Below are 15,521 nucleotides of genomic sequence, written 5' to 3'. Positions count from 1 at the left end.
GATGATCCCGCCGTAGACCTGGCTGAACAACAGCACGAACATGATGGGCTGCAGCACCGCGAAGACGAGCACGTCCGGGCTGCGCTTGATCTTGCTCAGGTTGCGCCAGGTGACGGTCCATCCGTCGGCCAGCCAGGTGTTCAGTGCGCCGGTCACCTGCGGGGACAGCCGCTGGTCGCTCGGTCGTGACCGTGTGTCAAGGCTCATGCTGCGCCCTCTTCGTCCTGTGGTGCCGAATCCTTCTGACCGTTGCCGCTCTCGGCCTCGGCGTGGCGTCCGGTCAGAGTCAGGAAGACGTCGTCCAAGGTCGGTCGGCGCATGCCGGCGTCGTGCAGCGGGATGCCCGAGCGCTCCAGGTCGCCGAGGACCTCCTGGAGCACCACGGGTCCGCGATCCACCGGCACGTCCAGGGTGCGACCGTCGTCGCTGACGCCCGGCTGTGTGCCACCGTGACGAGCGAGGATCTCACCCGCCGCCCGCGCGTCGCGGGCGTTGACCAGGGAGATCACCACTCGATGGCCTCCGACCTGAGCCTTGAGCTCGTCCGAGGTGCCCTCGGCGATGACGGTGCCGGAGTCGATCACCGAGATGTGGTCGGCGAGGTAGTCGGCCTCCTCGAGGTACTGCGTCGTCAGCAGCACCGTGGTGCCGCTCTTGACCAGATCGCCGATCGTCTCCCAGAGGCCCAGTCGGCTTCGGGGGTCGAGCCCGGTCGTGGGCTCGTCCAGGAAGAGGATCCGCGGATTGTTGACCAGGGCGCCGGCGAGGTCGATGCGTCGCCGCATCCCTCCAGAGAAGCCCTTGACCGGGCGGTCGCCTGCCTCGCTGAGGCCGAAGGCGTCGATGAGCTCCTGCGCCCGGATACGGGCCCGCCGGGTGCCGAGTTGGTAGAGCCGCCCCACCATCTCCAGGTTCTCCAGGCCGGTGAGGTTCTCGTCGACGGCCGCGTACTGGCCGGAGGCGCCGATCATGCGACGCACCTCCTGGGGTCGGGCCAGCACGTCGACCCCGTCGATCACCGCCGTGCCCGAGTCCGGGCGGATCAGGGTGTTCAACACCTTGACCGTCGTCGTCTTTCCGGCGCCGTTCGGGCCGAGCAGGGCTTTGACCCGGCCCTCAGGCACGAGCAGGTCCAACCCGGCCAGGGCATGCACGGTGGTGGACCTGGAGGCATAGGTCTTGGTCAGTCCGTGCGCCTCGATGATGGCCACGAGAGTCCTTTCGTTGCTGCACGAAACGAGGGGTCGGCGCGTGTCGTGCCAGCGCGCGGCGTCGTCGGTATGGGCGCGGCGACCGCCTCAGCATAGGCAAGGCCACCGACGGACCCCACTGGTTATCGCCGTGCCATGCTGGCCGGATGGATGAGCAGAAGCAGGGCGAGGTGCGGGCCGAGCTGGTGGCCAAGGAGGCCGAGCTCGTGCGCCAGCGAGAGACGCTGACCCGTCCGTATGCCGACCAGGGCACGATCAGCTTCGGCAAGCGCGTGGGGGACGGCACCGCGATGGCGGTCGACCGGCTCAGCGCCGTCACTGCCCACGACGCCCTCGGGGCAGCCCTGGGGGAGGTCCACCGGGCCATCGTCAAGCTCGACGAGGGTTCCTACGGGCGCTGCGACGCCTGTTCTTCGGACATCGGGGCGGGCCGGCTGGAGGCCCGGCCGTGGTCAACGCACTGCGTGCGTCACGGCTGACTCGGCGGCGGGTCGACCGGCAGGGCGCAGGTGTAGACGACGACGCGCTTGGCCTGGGGGTTGCCCTGTCCGACGCGCCGGTATCGCTGCAGCACCTCGACCAGCTCGGCCCTCAGCGCGGTCAGCTGCTCGGCGCTGACCTGCACCAGGTGGTCCTCGAGCCCAGCTACCGACCAGGCGGCGGGCCAGGCCTCGCGCTCGCCCACCCAGCCGCGGGCCCGCTGGGAGAAGTGCTCCACGTAGTCCCAGGCGAGCCACCGCGAGACCGAGCGCTCGTCCTCATCGAGCACCTCGGCCTCACCGAGCCCGGGCTCGGCGTCGGCGAGGGGGTCGGGGACGGCCCGCCACACCCGGCGCCGGCCGGTCCCGCCCTCGACGTCCTCGATCAGACCGATCTCAGCCAGGCGTCGCAGGTGGTAGCTGGTCGCGCCGCTGTTGCTCGCCAGCGCGCGAGCCAGCTCAGAGGCCGTGGACGGTCCGTGCACCCGCAGATGAGCGACCAGACGCGACCGCAGAGGATGCGCCAGGACTCGCAGGGCAGGGCTGTACGTCGTCCGGGTGGCACGGCCCTCGCTCACGAGGTCAGGGTAGCCAGCGGGCCGTGGTGTGCACAATAGTTGTGCACACCACGCCGGGAAACGGGGGCCTCCTGGCTGCGAATGGCGTGTTGACCTGCAGTGATGTCTCGTTTGGGCAGGTGGGCACGGGTCCGTAGTATGGAGTGCTGTTGTCCACTGCTCGTCTCACAAAGGTTGCACCGTGCGTACCTACTCCCCGAAGGCTGGCGAGGTCACTCGCGCCTGGCACATCATCGACGCCACCGACGTCGTGCTGGGGCGACTGGCGTCTCAGACCGCCATCTTGCTCCGCGGCAAGCACAAGCCCACCTACGCCCCGCACATGGACATGGGTGACTTCGTGATCATCGTCAACGCCGAGAAGGTCGCCCTGACCGGTTCGAAGCTGGCGACCAAGAAGGCCTATCGCCACTCCGGATACCCAGGTGGCCTGCGCGAGACGGGGTATGAGGAGATGTTGGCCAAGCACCCCACCCGCGCGGTGGAGAAGGCCATCCGCGGCATGGTGCCGAAGAACTCCCTCGGCCGCCAGCAGCTGAGCAAGCTCAAGGTGTACGCCGGGGACACCCACCCGCACGCGGCCCAGCAGCCCGTCCCGTACGAGATCTCCCAGGTCGCGCAGTAAGGAACTCTTGATGACCGTCAACGACACCCCGATCGACGCCGACGACGTCGAGCTCACCCAGTACACCAGCGAGTCCAGCGCCGCTCCCGCCGCGACGGGCGAGCGGCCCTCGGCCTCTGCGCCCGGCGCCGCCACCGGTCGGCGCAAGCAGGCCATCGCCCGAGTCCGCATCGTTCCTGGCACCGGGGAGTGGAGGATCAACGGCCGCGCGCTGGCCGAGTACTTCCCGAACAAGGTGCACCAGCAGATCGTGAACGAGCCTCTCGCCGCGCTGGACCTCATCGGCGCCTACGACGTGCTCGTGCGCGTGCACGGTGGCGGCCCCTCCGGCCAGGCCGGAGCGGTGCGCCTGGGCGTGGCTCGTTCCCTCAACACCGTGGACGAAGAGCTCAACCGCCCTGCCCTGAAGAAGGCCGGCCTGCTGACCCGTGACGCCCGCGTGCCGGAACGCAAGAAGGCCGGGCTGAAGAAGGCCCGCAAGGCTCCGCAGTACAGCAAGCGCTGATCTGCCCGGTGCGGGCGTGGCCCGGCTCGCAAAGGGGCCGGGCCACGCGGGCAGCAGCAGGAGAGAGGGCGATGAGATGGGACGACTCTTCGGTACGGACGGCGTCCGGGGGATGGCCAACAAAGACCTGACCGCCGAGCTGGCTCTCGACCTGTCGGTCGCGGTGGCCCACGAGCTCGGTGGGCGGGGTGCGTTCGGTGGTCGGAGAGCCACGGCCGTGGTCGGCCGGGACCCCAGGGCCTCGGGGGAGTTCCTCGGCTCGGCGGTCATGGCGGGGTTCGCCTCGGCCGGTGTCGATGTGCTGGACGCTGGTGTGCTGCCGACCCCGGCCATCGCCTACCTGACGATGCGGCTCACCGCTGAGATGGGAGCGATGCTGTCGGCGTCGCACAACGCGATGCCCGACAACGGCATCAAGTACTTCTCGACCGGGGGCAACAAGCTGGCTGACGATCTCGAGGACCGCATCGCCGAGCGGATGGGGGCGGAATGGGAGCGGCCCACCGGCGCGGCCGTGGGCCGTATCAGGCCGTTCCCACAGGGAGCAGAGTTCTACATGGAGCACCTACGCTCGGCGGTGCCTGAGCGGCTGGACGGGCTGCACGTGGTCATCGACGGCGCGCACGGCGCCGCCAGCCATGTCGCCCCGGAAGTGTTCCAGCGGGCCGGCGCCCGGGTCGACGTGATCGGCGGCGACCCGAGCGGGCTGAACATCAACGACGGCCACGGCTCCACCCACCTCGAGCCCCTGCAGCGCGCTGTCCTGGACCGCGGCGCGGACATGGGGGTAGCCCTGGACGGTGACGCCGACCGGTGCCTGGCCGTGGACGCTGAGGGCCAGGTCGTGGACGGGGACCAGATCATGGCCGTGCTGGCCGTGGACCGGCAGGGTCGTGGCACCCTGACCGACAGCACTCTCGTGGCCACCGTGATGAGCAACCTCGGGCTGCTCCAAGCGATGGAGCAGCGCGGGATCACGGTGGTGCAGACGGCGGTCGGGGACCGCTACGTGCTGGAGGAGCTGCGCCGGCGCGGACTGAGCCTGGGCGGCGAGCAGTCCGGACACGTGATCATGCTGGACCACGGCACGACCGGTGACGGTGTGCTGACCGCGCTGTCCCTGGCGGCGGGTGTGGTCAACGCGGAGAAGCCGCTGGCGGAGCTCGCGGCGATCATGCAACGGCTGCCTCAGGTGCTCATCAACGTCAAGGACGTCGACAAGCACGCGCTGGACACTGACGCGGGCGTGCGCGAGGCGGTGGCCGACGTCGAGAGCCAGCTCGGCGACGGTGGCCGAGTGCTGCTGCGTCGTTCCGGGACGGAGCCCCTGGTGCGCGTGATGGTGGAGGCCCCCACCGCAGAAGAGGCGCAGCGCTGCGCCGAACACCTGGCTGCGGTGGTGACCGAACGGCTGTCGCTTTCCTGAGGGAAGCGCCCGGGACACTGTGGCGCCGTGCGGCGCCGTGTGGCGCCTTCTAGGCTCAGACGAGCTGTTGCAACGCGCCTGTGTCGACGTCGTAGAGGAACCCGCCGACGGCGACGTGCTCACCGATCAAGGGGTGGGTGCCGACACGGCCGACGTCCTCGGTCAGCGCCTGCTCCTGGTCGGGAACCACATGGAACCGCTGCCAGTCAGCGCTTCGGCCGGCCGACGTGGCCACGCGCTCGCGCAGCTCCTCTTCGCTCGCTGAGGCCATGGCGCAGCGAGTGTGCGGCACGATAGCGATGCGCTTGACCTCGAGCAGGTGCACGGCGAGCACGAGGGCCTCGAGCACGGCGTCGGTCACCCGCGCGCCGGGGTTGCGGATCACCTTCGCGTCGTTCAGATCGAGCCCGAGCATGGGCAGGGGGTCGATCCGGGAGTCCATGCACGTCACCACGGCGACGCCGGCCCGAGCCGGCGCGGCCATGTGACCCCGGTCGAACGACCGCGCGTACTCGCGGTTGCCTTCTATGAGCGCATCGAACGCACCGGGCTCAGCCATCGTCGCCCGCTTCTGCCGTGACGGGAATGTCGAGGTCCTCCCGGGTCGGCGAGGCGGCTCCCGCGCGGGCCACGGTGTAGGCGGCCGAGGCGATGCCTCGCTGCACGGCTGCCGTCAGTGCTTCGGACGAGGCTTCGGTCAGTCGCTCCCGCGCCGCCGGCGACCCCAGCAGGCCGGCGTCGAGCAGGCCGGAGATCAGGCCGCCCATGAACGAGTCACCGGCGCCGACCGTATCCACAACGTTGATGGAGGGGGCGTCCACCCACGTCTGGCTGTCGGTGGGGGTGTGGTACACCAGTGCGCCACTGCGACCGTCCGTGATGATCACCAGTGGAGGACCGAGACGTCCCCACAGGCGCGCCACCTGGCTGGCCTCGGCGCCCTCGTACAGCCACTCGATGTCCTCGGCGCTGGCCTTGACCACGTCGCAGCGCCCGATGCGCTCCTCGATGGTGTTGCGCGCGTCGTGGGCGCTGCCCATGATCGTCGGCCGCGCGTTCGGGTCGTAGGAGACCGTGGCGTGCTCCCGGGCCTCCGACATCACCGTGAAGACGTCGCTGGCCCCGGGCTGGAGGGTGGCGGCGATGGATCCGGTGTGCACATGAGCGAAGGAAGCCAGGTCGATCGACGGGACCTGCCACTCCAGGTCGAAGTCGTAGGTCGCCCCACCCTCGTCGTCCAGCTTCGCGGTGGCGGTCGAGGTACGGGGGGCGTCTTGGCTCCCCTCGACCAAGCCGACCTCGCGTTCGGCGAGGTAGTTCGCGATCATCTCCCCGCGTTCGTCGCGCCCGATGAAGGTGGCCAGCATGGTCGGGTGGCCCAGCGCGGCCACCCCGACCGCGACGTTGGCCGGGCTGCCTCCGACGTGCTCCGTCGCCTCGGAGTCGGCCGGCTTGACGATGTCGACGAGGGCCTCGCCGACGGCGAGGACTCTGAGGCGCTCAGACATGGCTCGGGGCGAACGCGTCGGCGTACGCGGCGACCTTCGCCACGCGGTGGTGCGACTCGATGATGCGGATCGTGCCCGACTTGCTGCGCATCACCAGGGAGTTGGTGGTGGCGGTGCCCGACCCGAAACGCACCCCCTTCAACAGCTCGCCGCTGGTGATACCGGTGGCGACGAAGAAGCAGTTGTCTCCGGTCACGAGCTCGTCGTTGGTGAGCACCTGGTCCAGGTCGTGCCCGGCGTCGAGGGCCTTCTGTTTCTCCTCGTCGTCCTTGGGCCAGAGCTTGCCTTGGATGACGCCATCCATCGCCTTGACCGCGCACGCGGTGATGATGCCCTCGGGTGTGCCGCCGATGCCGAGCAGCATGTCCACCCCGCTGTCCGGTTGGCAGGCGGCGATCCCGCCGGCAACGTCCCCGTCGGTGATGAACCGCAGCCGGGCTCCGGCGTCACGCACCTCCTCGGCGATCTTCTCGTGGCGCGGCCGGTCGAGCATGATGACGGTCACATCCTCCGGATGACGGTGTTTGGCCCGGGCGACCCGGCGGACGTTCTCAGCGATCGGCAGTCGGATGTCGACCCGGTCGGCGCACTCCGGGCCCACCACGAGCTTGTCCATGTAGAAGACGGCACTGGGGTCGAACATCGTGCCACGCTCGGAGACGGCCATCACTGCGATGGCGTTGTCCATCCCCTTCGCGGTCAGTGTCGTCCCGTCGATGGGGTCGACGGCCACATCGACCTCCGGGCCGGTGCCGTCGCCGACCTGCTCTCCGTTGTAGAGCATCGGGGCCTCGTCCTTCTCGCCCTCGCCGATCACCACGACCCCGTCCATGCTGACCGAGGAGATGACCTTGCGCATCGACTCCACGGCGGCGTTGTCGGCTAGGTTCTTCTCGCCCAGACCCACCCAGCGCCCCGCGGCCAGGGCCGCTGCCTCGGTCACGCGGACCAGCTCCAGAGCCAGGTTGCGATCCGGAAGCACCGCATCCCGATGTTTGGGGTCGTCTTCGGCCATGTGGAGGCCTCCTGCTTCGCTGCCGGGGGTCGATTTCACTGCGACTCTATCCCTGATGGGTCGCCCGTGGGGAGGGAATGAAACGATGGACCGGTGACCGCAGACCCATCTCCTCAGGGTGAGGATCCTGACGCCAAGCGCCGGGCACGGTTGCTCTCGTACACCACCAAGAACATGATCTACTCGCTGGCGGCGGTTCTGGTGGCCGCCGTCGCCGTCTGGGCCATCACGCCCAACCCGCAGGGTCCTCAGCGTCGGCCGGCCGAGATCGACACGACGGCCCAGTTCGCGGCCAGCCAGGCGGACTGGCCGGTGTGGTCACCGCAGTCTCTGAGTGAGGACTGGTCCGGCACCCTCGTGCAGTACGAGGCGATGGACGGGGTGGCGACCTGGCGCCTGCTCATGGTCACCCCTCGCACCGAGTCTCTCGAGCTCCGGCAGGCGCGCGACCCCGGGGAAGAGTGGCGGGCAGAGTCACTGGAGGGCCTGCAGCGCCGGAGCTCGATCTCCTTCGACACCCCCGTCGGTGCCCGGGAGTGGCAGATCTGGACAGGTACCAGCGAGAACGACGAGCCCCTGGTGGCCGTCGTCCTTCCACCCACCCCGGAGCAGCCCGCGACCACGATCGTGGACGGGACGGCTGAGGTGGCGGAGGTGGCCGAGTTCATCGACTCCCTCGAGGAGGTCCCGGCTGCCGGGGGCTCGTCGAGCTAGACCCCGGCGTCCGGCTCCTCGGTGGAGGCATCCAGCTGGCTCTGGGCGGCGTCGAGCTTGGACTGGCAGTGCGCCGCGAGCGCCTCGCCGCGCTCCCACAGCAGCATGGACTCCTCCAGTGGCACGCTTCCCGACTCGATTCGCGCGACGATGGCGATGAGCTCGTCGCGCGCCTGTTCGTAGGACAGCTCCGACACCTCGGTGCCGTCCACAGCAGGGGGCGCGGTGCTCGTCTCGGGCGGCGATGGCTGCTCCTGCGACATGACCGCAGCCTAGCCAGACTTAGCCGGGGGGTGGGGCGGTGACCGGTCGCACGCCGAAGTCACCGGCGGCCACCGTGACCCGCAGCAGCGCTTCCGGGTCGACGTTGCGGGGGTCGCGAATGATTCGTCCGTCGACCTGACGGACGACGGCGTAGCCGCGTTCCAGGGTGTGTTGGGGAGACACTGCGCGCAGGTGCGCGCGGTGCTGGCGGGTCCGATCGTGCTCGGCGCGCAGCCGGTTGTGCAGCGTCCGGCGCCCGGAGGTCACCACGGCCACGACGCGCTCGCGGTGCGCCGAGACGATGGCCGCCCGGTCAGCCATGACGGGACGGCCCATCAGGGCGGCGAGGTGGGAGCGCTCTCGTGTCACTCGTTCGCCAAGACGCTCGCGACTGCGCGCTCGCAGAGCGCCCAGCGCCTTCTGCTCCGCTTCCCGGTCGGGGACCACAGCACCGGCCGCGTGCGTCGGCGTGGAGGCGCGCAGGTCGGCGACGAGGTCGAGCAGGGGGGTGTCGCTCTCGTGTCCGATCGCGCTGACCACGGGGGTGCGGCACGCCGCGACGGCGCGAACCATCGACTCGTTGCTGAACGGCAGCAGGTCCTCGAAGGACCCTCCACCGCGAGCGATGATGATGACCTCTACGTCGGGGTCCGCGTCGAGCTCGGCCACGGCCGCATTCACCGCCAGCACCGTGTCGTTCCCCTGCACCGGGACCTGTCGGATCGCGAACCGGGCAGCCGGCCAGCGGCGGCGCGTGCCGGCGACCACGTCTCGTTCCGCGGCCGTGTTGCGCCCGGTGACCAGCCCGATCGAAGCGGGGAGGAACGGCAGAGCGGTCTTGCGGTCGGAGTCGAAGAGGCCTTCGGCTCGTAGCAGCTGCTTGAGGTGTTCGATCCGGGCCAGCAGCTCGCCGACGCCAAGGTGGCGCATCTGACGCGCTTCGAGCTGCAGCGTGCCGCGCCGGGTCCAGAAGCTCGGCTTGGCGTGGATGACGACCCGTGCTCCCGGTTGCGGTGGGGAGGGCATGGCTTCCAACGCCGGCACCGGGATGGACACGGACAGCGACATGTCGACGTCGGTGTCGCGCAGCGTGAGGAAGGCGGTGTTCATCCCCGGGCGCCGGTTGAGCTGGACGACCTGACCCTCGACCCACAGCGGCGACATCTTCTCGACGTAGTCGGCGATCTTCAGGGTCAGCACCCGCACCGGCCATGGGCTCTCCGCGGTCGTCTCGCGGGCGGTCGCCGCCAGCTGAGACGGCGAGGTCACGGCGCGTCCTGGCTGCTCATAGCCGGGCCAGCTCCTGCTCGAGATCGTCCAGGCCCAGCGCGCCCAGGGACAGGGCTGCCATGTGCCAGGCCTTGAGGTCGAACTCCTCACCTCTGTCCGCAGCGGCCCGGCGGGCAGCGTCGCGGCCCGCTAGCCAGGCTCGCTCCCCGAGCTTGTAGCTGATCGCCTGACCGGGCCAGCCCAGGTAGCGCACGATCTCGCTGGCGATGAAGTCCCCCGGCCGTCCGCAGTGCGCGGCGAAGAACTCCTGGGCCAGGGCCGGCGTCCAGGGTTGACCCGGGCCCACGTCGGAGTCGTCGGGGATCGGGAGCCGCAGGTGCATGCCGATGTCGATGACGACGCGGATGGCCCGCATGATCTGACAGTCGAGATAGCCCAGGCGCGCCTCGGTGTTGAGGTAGCCGAGCTCGTCCATCAGGCGCTCGGCGTAGAGGGCCCATCCCTCGGTCACCCCGCTGGAGGAGCCGATGCTGGTCTGGTAGATCGACAGCTGGGGAGCCAGCAGGACCCACTGCGCCAGCTGAAGGTGATGACCGGGAACGCCCTCGTGGTACCAGGTGGAGACGAGGTCGTAGAGGGGGAAGCGGGTCTGTCCCAACGTGGGCAGCCAGGTCTGGCCGGGGCGCGAGAAGTCGAGCGAGGGGAGGCTGTAGTAGGGAGCCGCTGCGCTGCCGGACGGAGCGATCCTGGCACGCACCGTTCGGAGGGGCTCGGCGATGTCGAAGTGTTCGCCATCCAGGTCCGCGATCGCCTCGTCCATCATCTGCTGCAGCCGGGCCTGGATCCGGTCGACTCCCTCGACCGCCTCACCGTGCTCGTCGAGGTGTCGCATGGCCTCGACGGGGCTGGAGCCCGGCAGGATCTCCTCGGCCAGCTCCTCCATCTGGGCCCGCAGGTCGGTGAACTCCTGCCAGCCCCACGCGTACACCTCCTCCAGGTCGGGGGTGGCGCCCATCCAGCGGCGCGCGTTCAGGCGGTAGCGCTCCGGCCCGACGGCGTCCGGGGTGCCGTCGGCCGCCGGGCGGTAGGTCTGCGCGAGGTAGTCACGCAGCGTGCTGGTGCCCTCGGTGGCCGCCGCCGCAGCCTGGTGCAGGTCGTCGGCGAGCTCGGGGTGGGCGGAGACGCCGGGAGCGACGAACTCGTCGAACCAGCCGGACTCGACCCACTGCGTCAGCTGGTCGGCCACGGTCTGGGCCTGCAGGGGGGCCGCGAGCAGATCCTCGGCGCGGCCTGCCTCCAACGAGTCCACGTAGGACTCGAACGACTCCGGGATCCGGCTCATGCGCCGGGCGACACAGGACCAGTCGTCCTCGGTCTCGGTGGGCATCAACGAGAAGAGCTGGCGGGCCTGCTGCGGCGGGCCGAAGATGTTGCGGATCTCGCGCAGGTGCTCCTTGCCCTCGTGCGTCTCGACAAGGGACCCGAGGCGGTCACGCAGCAGCGCCTCGCAACGACGGTCTGCCTCCTCCCATCCGCCGTCGGGCTCCTCCAGGTCCTCCAGGTCGCCGAGGGTGCGCAACGCGAGGTCGGCCCGGGCCTGGTGGCCGGCGACGGAGAAGTCCGGCATTCGGTCGTCGTGCTCGCGCAGGCCGAGGCTGGTCGACACGGTGGGGTCCAGCTCGGCCAGAGCGTAGACGTAGGCGTCGGCGACCTGCCGCGGGGTGGACGGTGCCGAGGAGGGGGATGAGGTCACCGCCCCATGATGGCTCAGCCCGTTGTCCAGGGACCACCAAGGCGGGGCGCCTACCATGGATGGGTGATCTCCCCCGCTCAGCCCGTCCACCCGACCGTGCCCGCAATGCCGGACGAACCTTCTGGGGCGCCCGAGCGAAGGGTGCTGCTCGCGGCGCCCCGCGGCTACTGCGCCGGGGTGGACCGGGCAGTCATCACGGTGGAGAAGGCGCTGGACCTCTACGGCCCCCCCATCTACGTGCGCAAGCAGATCGTGCACAACAAGCACGTGGTGGCCACGCTGGAGAAGCGCGGTGCCGTGTTCGTCGACTCCACCGAGGACGTGCCTGAGGGCGAGACGGTGATCTTCTCGGCGCACGGCGTTTCGCCGGCCGTGCACGAGGAGGCCAGGGCGTTGCAGCTGAAGACCATCGATGCGACGTGCCCGCTGGTCACGAAGGTGCACCGTGAGGCGGTGCGCTTCGCGAACGACGATGTCGACATCCTGCTGATCGGCCACGACGGACACGAGGAGGTCGAGGGCACGGCCGGGGAGGCCCCCTCGCACATCACCTTGGTGCAGAGCCCGGAGGAGGTCGACGCGGTGCAGGTACGGGACCCGGAGAGAGTGGTGTGGCTGTCCCAGACAACGCTGTCCGTGGACGAGACGATGGAGACGGTGCGGCGCCTGCGCGAGAAGTTCCCTGCGCTCCAGGACCCGCCGAGCGACGACATCTGCTACGCCACCCAGAACCGCCAGGTGGCGGTGAAGCAGATGGCCGCGGAGTGTGACCTGGTCATCGTGGTGGGCTCCACCAACTCCTCGAACTCGGTCCGTCTGGTCGAGGTCGCGGTGGAGCACGGCGCCCGCGACGGGCACCTGGTGGACTACGCGGACGAGATCGACGAGGCGTGGCTGGACGGGGTGAGCACCGTCGGCGTGACCAGCGGCGCCAGCGTGCCCGAGCTCTTGGTCCGCGAGGTGCTGGAGTGGCTCGATGCGCGTGGCTATGGCGACGTGGCGCTGGTCACCGCGGCGGAGGAGTCGCTGATGTTCTCGCTGCCTCGTGAGATCCGGCGCGACCTGAAGGCGCGCGACGGGGTCGAGGCGGCGAAGGTCAAGCACGACCCCGGCGCGATCAGCTAGGCGCTGCGCGGGCGTGAGCGCTGGCCGGCCGCAGGGTCGTCCGCCACGAGCTCTCGGGTCGGTGTCCCCTCGACCAGCTCGTCGGCCAGGAGGTCTGCCTGAGTCATCGGGCGAACGGCCGAGTCCACCGCCGTGACCGGCGGGACGTCCTCGGAGACCACGCCGAGCTCGCTCATCTTGCGGCTGGTCACCATCACGCGGGACTCCAGGGCGCCGACGAACTGGTTGTAGCTCTCGACGGACCGGCGCAGAGCGGCGCCCATGGCGCCGACGTGCTTGCCCATCGTGCCAAGCCGCGCATGCAGCTCCTGACCGAGACGAAGCACCTCGCGGGCGTTGCTGCTGAGCGCATCCTGCTGCCAGGCGTAGGCAGTGGCCCGGAGCACGGCCAGCAAGGTGGCCGGCGAGGCCAGCACGACCTTGCGACTCTGGGCGTGGTCGTACAACCCCGGTTGGTTGATCAGCGCGGCGGCGAGCACAGCGTCGCTCGGGACGAAACAGACGACCAGCTCCGGGCTGTTCTCGAATGCTGTCCAGTACTCCTTGGCGGCCAGCGTGTCCACGTGCCGTCGTAGGCCTGCCGCGTGCTCGCCCAGCAGGCGGTCGCGATCGCCCGGCGACTGCTGCCCCTGTGCGGCCAGGAAGGACTGCAGCGGGGCCTTGGCGTCGACGACGAGGGTCTTCTCACCCGGCAGGTTCACGACGACATCGGGGCGGACCGATGCCTCGTGGCGGGTGGTGGCGCTGACCTGCTCGTCGAAGTCGCAGCGGGACAGCATGCCGGCATGCTCCAGCACCCGCCGCAGCTGCGCCTCCCCCCAGACGCCGCGCACCCCGGAGGAGTTCAGAGCACCGGACAGCGTTGCGGTCTGCTCGCCGAGCGTCTCGGTGCGGGTGGCGACCGCCCGCAGGACCTCCCCGATCTCGCCGAAGTGCTCGACGCGGTCGCGCTCGAGAGTCGTGACGTGCTGCGCGACCCGGTCGAGCGTCTGCCGCAGCGGCCCCAGCTCGGCGGCGACCATCTGCTCGCGGGCTCCGTGCTGGCGCTCGGCCTGGAGCTGTTCGGAGAGCAGGTCTCTCTCCGCCCGCACCGCCGTGACCTGCTCGCGTGCGCCTCGCAACGCGGAGCGGCCGAGCACGGCGCCAACCACCAGGCCGACGATCACCGCGAGGAGCACACTGCCTACCCACATGAGTTCCATGCCCAGACGGTGACATCGGGGACCGACACACCTGCTCGACGCGCCTCCGTTCAGGGGCTGGTCACGGCGGCTCCCACGGCTTGGCCGAGTGCGAGCGCGAGGAACAGCCAGGCGGTCGCCCGACCGCTGTCGCTGGCCGGACCGCCTGCCTCGCCTTCGGATGGTCCGACCTCGTGGCGGACCAGCAGCACCGGGCCGTCTAGGGTCGGTGCATGGCCACGAACTACGCCACCGCCGAACGGGTCTCGCGTGCCGAGCTCGAGGGCTTCCTACGGGACCGGCATCGGGGAACCCTGGTGACCTACCGCAAGAGCGGTGGACTGCAGATGTCGCCCGTGTCCTGCGGCCTGGACTCCGATGGGCGCATCGTGGTCTCGACCTACCCGCAGCGGGCGAAGGTCGCGAACCTGCGACGTGACGCCCGGGTCTCGATGGTCGTGCACAGCGAGGACTGGGACGGGCCGTACGTGCAGGTCGACGGCACCGCCGAGGTGCTCGACATGCCCGAGGCTCTCGACCCGCTGGTCGAGTACTTCCGCAGCATCGCCGGCGAGCATCCCGACTGGGAGGAGTACCGCGAGGCGATGCGCCGGCAAGGCAAGTCACTGGTGCGGGTCACGGTCGAGCACTGGGGCCCGATCGCCACCGGCGGCTTTCCCCCCGAGAACGACGACTGACGACACTCACAGACAGGACTGCGCATGGCCAACAGCCGCGTCATCGACGGCACCGACATCGTCGCCGTGGACTTCCCCGGTCGACTGCAGGACGACGAGCTCGCCGAGCTGCGAGACCTCGCCGGCTCGGTCGCCGCGGAGCGGGGCCACGCCAGTCTCCTCGTGGAGTACGCCGACGCCGACCCGGACGCCGTAGACGCACGTGTGGTCTGGCGAGAGCTGCAGCGGCTCGCGGCCGTCGACGGGGCACATCGGTGCGCCGTGGTCACCGACGCCGCGCTGGCGGACGCTCTCGCGACCTCACGAGGGGAGGAGCGGTCGACCGAGCTGGAGGTCTTCGCGGCCGAGCAGCGGGACGACGCGCTGTTCTGGCTGCGCGAGTAGAGGCGTCACGCTCGCGCACAGTCCATCGCGGGTCAGGCGGCTAGACTCTCGTTCCCGTGGCTCTCACTATCGGCATCGTCGGCCTGCCCAACGTCGGCAAGTCCACCCTGTTCAACGCCCTGACCAAGAACCAGGTGCTGGCGGCCAACTACCCGTTCGCCACCATCGAGCCCAACATCGGCGTGGTGCCCTTGGCCGACCCCAGGCTGGACCGGCTGGCCGATCTGTTCGACAGCGCGAAGGTGCTGCCGGCCACCGTGTCGTTCGTCGACATCGCCGGGATCGTCCGGGGCGCCTCCGAGGGGGAGGGGCTCGGCAACAAGTTCCTGGCCAACATCCGTGAGGCCGACGCCATCTGTCAGGTGGTCCGTGCGTTCAGCGACGACGACGTCGTCCACGTCGACGGTGCCGTGTCACCGCAGAGCGACATCGAGACCATCAACACCGAGCTCATCCTGGCCGACCTGCAGACCCTCGAGGCGGCGATCCCGCGCTTGGAGAAGGAGGTCAAGGGCAAGAAGACCGACCGGGCCGTGCTGGAGACGGCGCTCGCCGCCCGGGAGGTGCTCGAACGGGGAGACACCCTGTATGCCGCAGGCGCCGCGGCCGGTGTGGACGCGGAACATGCCCGCACGTTGGGCCTGCTCACCACCAAACCCTTCCTCTACGTCTTCAACCTCGACGAGGACGGTCTGACCGATGAGTCCCTCCATGCCTCACTGGCGAAGCTGGTGGCGCCGGCCGAGGCCATCTACCTCGACGCCAAGCTGGAGGCCGAGCTGGCCGAGCTCGACGCCGAGGAGGCCGCCGAGCTGCTGGCCTCCG

General features: G+C 70.0%; 18 protein-coding genes and 1 pseudogene. 9 read left to right on the top strand and 10 right to left on the bottom strand.

Translation table 11 applies throughout. The features are described from left to right. Both VJ976_RS01800 and VJ976_RS01795 read right to left on the bottom strand, forming a co-directional pair. Positions 1 to 207 (bottom strand): annotated as a pseudogene (locus VJ976_RS01800) (hypothetical protein); the annotation flags it as partial. After that, positions 204 to 1,211 (bottom strand): ATP-binding cassette domain-containing protein, encoded by a 1,008-nt coding sequence (locus VJ976_RS01795; RefSeq protein WP_324098320.1) that lies wholly within the window; start codon positions 1,209 to 1,211, stop codon positions 204 to 206. The gene VJ976_RS01795 and the pseudogene VJ976_RS01800, both read right to left, overlap by 4 nt. Positions 1,212 to 1,357: 146 nt before the next feature. Between VJ976_RS01795 and VJ976_RS01790 the strand changes: the two genes are divergently transcribed. Continuing rightward, complete coding sequence (locus VJ976_RS01790) at positions 1,358 to 1,690, top strand: TraR/DksA C4-type zinc finger protein (protein ID WP_324098318.1); 333 nt, start codon at positions 1,358 to 1,360, stop codon at positions 1,688 to 1,690. Here the strand turns inward: VJ976_RS01790 and VJ976_RS01785 are convergent. Continuing rightward, the gene (locus tag VJ976_RS01785; protein ID WP_324098316.1) at positions 1,681 to 2,268 is read right to left on the bottom strand and encodes a helix-turn-helix domain-containing protein; all 588 of its coding nucleotides are present in this window, start codon (positions 2,266 to 2,268) and stop codon (positions 1,681 to 1,683) included. The two genes, VJ976_RS01790 and VJ976_RS01785, sit on opposite strands and share 10 nt — an antisense overlap. Before the next feature lie 181 nt (positions 2,269 to 2,449). On the opposite strand from VJ976_RS01785, the gene rplM reads away from it, so the two are divergent. The 3 genes from rplM to glmM all read left to right on the top strand — a co-directional run bounded on the left by rplM (position 2,450) and on the right by glmM (position 4,824). After that, a complete protein-coding gene (gene rplM, locus VJ976_RS01780) occupies positions 2,450 to 2,893 on the top strand; it encodes a 50S ribosomal protein L13 (protein ID WP_324098314.1) in 444 nt (147 codons plus the stop codon). A gap of 10 nt (positions 2,894 to 2,903) precedes the next feature. Beyond that, positions 2,904 to 3,398, top strand: coding sequence for a 30S ribosomal protein S9 (gene rpsI / locus VJ976_RS01775; protein WP_324098313.1), 495 nt, complete (start codon positions 2,904 to 2,906; stop codon positions 3,396 to 3,398). A 76-nt stretch (positions 3,399 to 3,474) separates the two neighbouring features. Further along, positions 3,475 to 4,824: a phosphoglucosamine mutase gene (glmM, locus tag VJ976_RS01770; RefSeq protein ID WP_324098311.1), complete on the top strand. Its 1,350-nt coding sequence runs from the start codon at positions 3,475 to 3,477 to the stop codon at positions 4,822 to 4,824. A 55-nt stretch (positions 4,825 to 4,879) separates the two neighbouring features. Here glmM and VJ976_RS01765 read toward each other — a convergent pair whose 3' ends face one another. The 3 genes from VJ976_RS01765 to glpX are packed head-to-tail and all read right to left on the bottom strand — an operon-like array spanning position 4,880 to position 7,347. Beyond that, positions 4,880 to 5,383 carry a carbonic anhydrase gene (locus tag VJ976_RS01765; RefSeq protein WP_324098309.1) on the bottom strand — a complete coding sequence of 168 codons (504 nt, stop codon included), beginning with the start codon at positions 5,381 to 5,383 and terminating at the stop codon, positions 4,880 to 4,882. Next, positions 5,376 to 6,332: a carbohydrate kinase gene (locus VJ976_RS01760; RefSeq protein ID WP_324098307.1), complete on the bottom strand. Its 957-nt coding sequence runs from the start codon at positions 6,330 to 6,332 to the stop codon at positions 5,376 to 5,378. The genes VJ976_RS01765 and VJ976_RS01760 overlap by 8 nt, the downstream gene beginning before the upstream one ends. Then, positions 6,325 to 7,347, bottom strand: coding sequence for a class II fructose-bisphosphatase (gene glpX, locus VJ976_RS01755; RefSeq protein WP_324098305.1), 1,023 nt, complete (start codon positions 7,345 to 7,347; stop codon positions 6,325 to 6,327). The genes VJ976_RS01760 and glpX overlap by 8 nt, the downstream gene beginning before the upstream one ends. A 93-nt stretch (positions 7,348 to 7,440) precedes the next feature. Here glpX and VJ976_RS01750 point away from each other — a divergent pair, with 93 nt between their 5' ends. Then, positions 7,441 to 8,061 (top strand): DUF4245 family protein, encoded by a 621-nt coding sequence (locus VJ976_RS01750; RefSeq protein WP_324098303.1) that lies wholly within the window; start codon positions 7,441 to 7,443, stop codon positions 8,059 to 8,061. On the opposite strand, the gene VJ976_RS01745 is transcribed toward VJ976_RS01750, so the two are convergent. From VJ976_RS01745 to VJ976_RS01735, 3 genes are read right to left on the bottom strand one after another with little or no spacing between them, the layout of a single operon-like run. After that, positions 8,058 to 8,324 (bottom strand): exodeoxyribonuclease VII small subunit, encoded by a 267-nt coding sequence (locus tag VJ976_RS01745; protein ID WP_324098301.1) that lies wholly within the window; start codon positions 8,322 to 8,324, stop codon positions 8,058 to 8,060. The two genes, VJ976_RS01750 and VJ976_RS01745, sit on opposite strands and share 4 nt — an antisense overlap. Positions 8,325 to 8,343: 19 nt before the next feature. After that, positions 8,344 to 9,594 carry an exodeoxyribonuclease VII large subunit gene (gene xseA, locus VJ976_RS01740; protein ID WP_324098299.1) on the bottom strand — a complete coding sequence of 417 codons (1,251 nt, stop codon included), beginning with the start codon at positions 9,592 to 9,594 and terminating at the stop codon, positions 8,344 to 8,346. A 16-nt stretch (positions 9,595 to 9,610) separates the two neighbouring features. After that, the gene (locus tag VJ976_RS01735; RefSeq protein WP_324098297.1) at positions 9,611 to 11,308 is read right to left on the bottom strand and encodes a DUF885 domain-containing protein; all 1,698 of its coding nucleotides are present in this window, start codon (positions 11,306 to 11,308) and stop codon (positions 9,611 to 9,613) included. A 105-nt stretch (positions 11,309 to 11,413) separates the two neighbouring features. Here VJ976_RS01735 and VJ976_RS01730 point away from each other — a divergent pair, with 105 nt between their 5' ends. Continuing rightward, positions 11,414 to 12,433: a 4-hydroxy-3-methylbut-2-enyl diphosphate reductase gene (locus VJ976_RS01730; RefSeq protein WP_324098322.1), complete on the top strand. Its 1,020-nt coding sequence runs from the start codon at positions 11,414 to 11,416 to the stop codon at positions 12,431 to 12,433. On the opposite strand, the gene rmuC is transcribed toward VJ976_RS01730, so the two are convergent. After that, the gene (gene rmuC, locus VJ976_RS01725; protein ID WP_324098295.1) at positions 12,430 to 13,635 is read right to left on the bottom strand and encodes a DNA recombination protein RmuC; all 1,206 of its coding nucleotides are present in this window, start codon (positions 13,633 to 13,635) and stop codon (positions 12,430 to 12,432) included. The two genes, VJ976_RS01730 and rmuC, sit on opposite strands and share 4 nt — an antisense overlap. Positions 13,636 to 13,847: 212 nt before the next feature. On the opposite strand from rmuC, the gene VJ976_RS01720 reads away from it, so the two are divergent. The 3 genes from VJ976_RS01720 to ychF form a co-directional block, all read left to right on the top strand. Further along, on the top strand, positions 13,848 to 14,312 hold the full coding sequence (locus VJ976_RS01720) for a PPOX class F420-dependent oxidoreductase (RefSeq protein WP_324098293.1): 465 nt from the start codon (positions 13,848 to 13,850) through the stop codon (positions 14,310 to 14,312). Between the two features lie 24 nt (positions 14,313 to 14,336). Next, positions 14,337 to 14,696, top strand: coding sequence for an STAS/SEC14 domain-containing protein (locus VJ976_RS01715; RefSeq protein WP_324098291.1), 360 nt, complete (start codon positions 14,337 to 14,339; stop codon positions 14,694 to 14,696). Positions 14,697 to 14,752: 56 nt separating this feature from the next. After that, positions 14,753 to 15,521: redox-regulated ATPase YchF (gene ychF / locus VJ976_RS01710; RefSeq protein ID WP_324098289.1), on the top strand; the 769-nt coding region annotated here is incomplete at its 3' end.

This window comes from Ornithinimicrobium sp. (assembly GCF_035267225.1).
GTDB lineage: Bacteria > Actinomycetota > Actinomycetes > Actinomycetales > Dermatophilaceae > Ornithinicoccus.
This window is presented reverse-complemented; position numbering and strand designations above follow the sequence as displayed.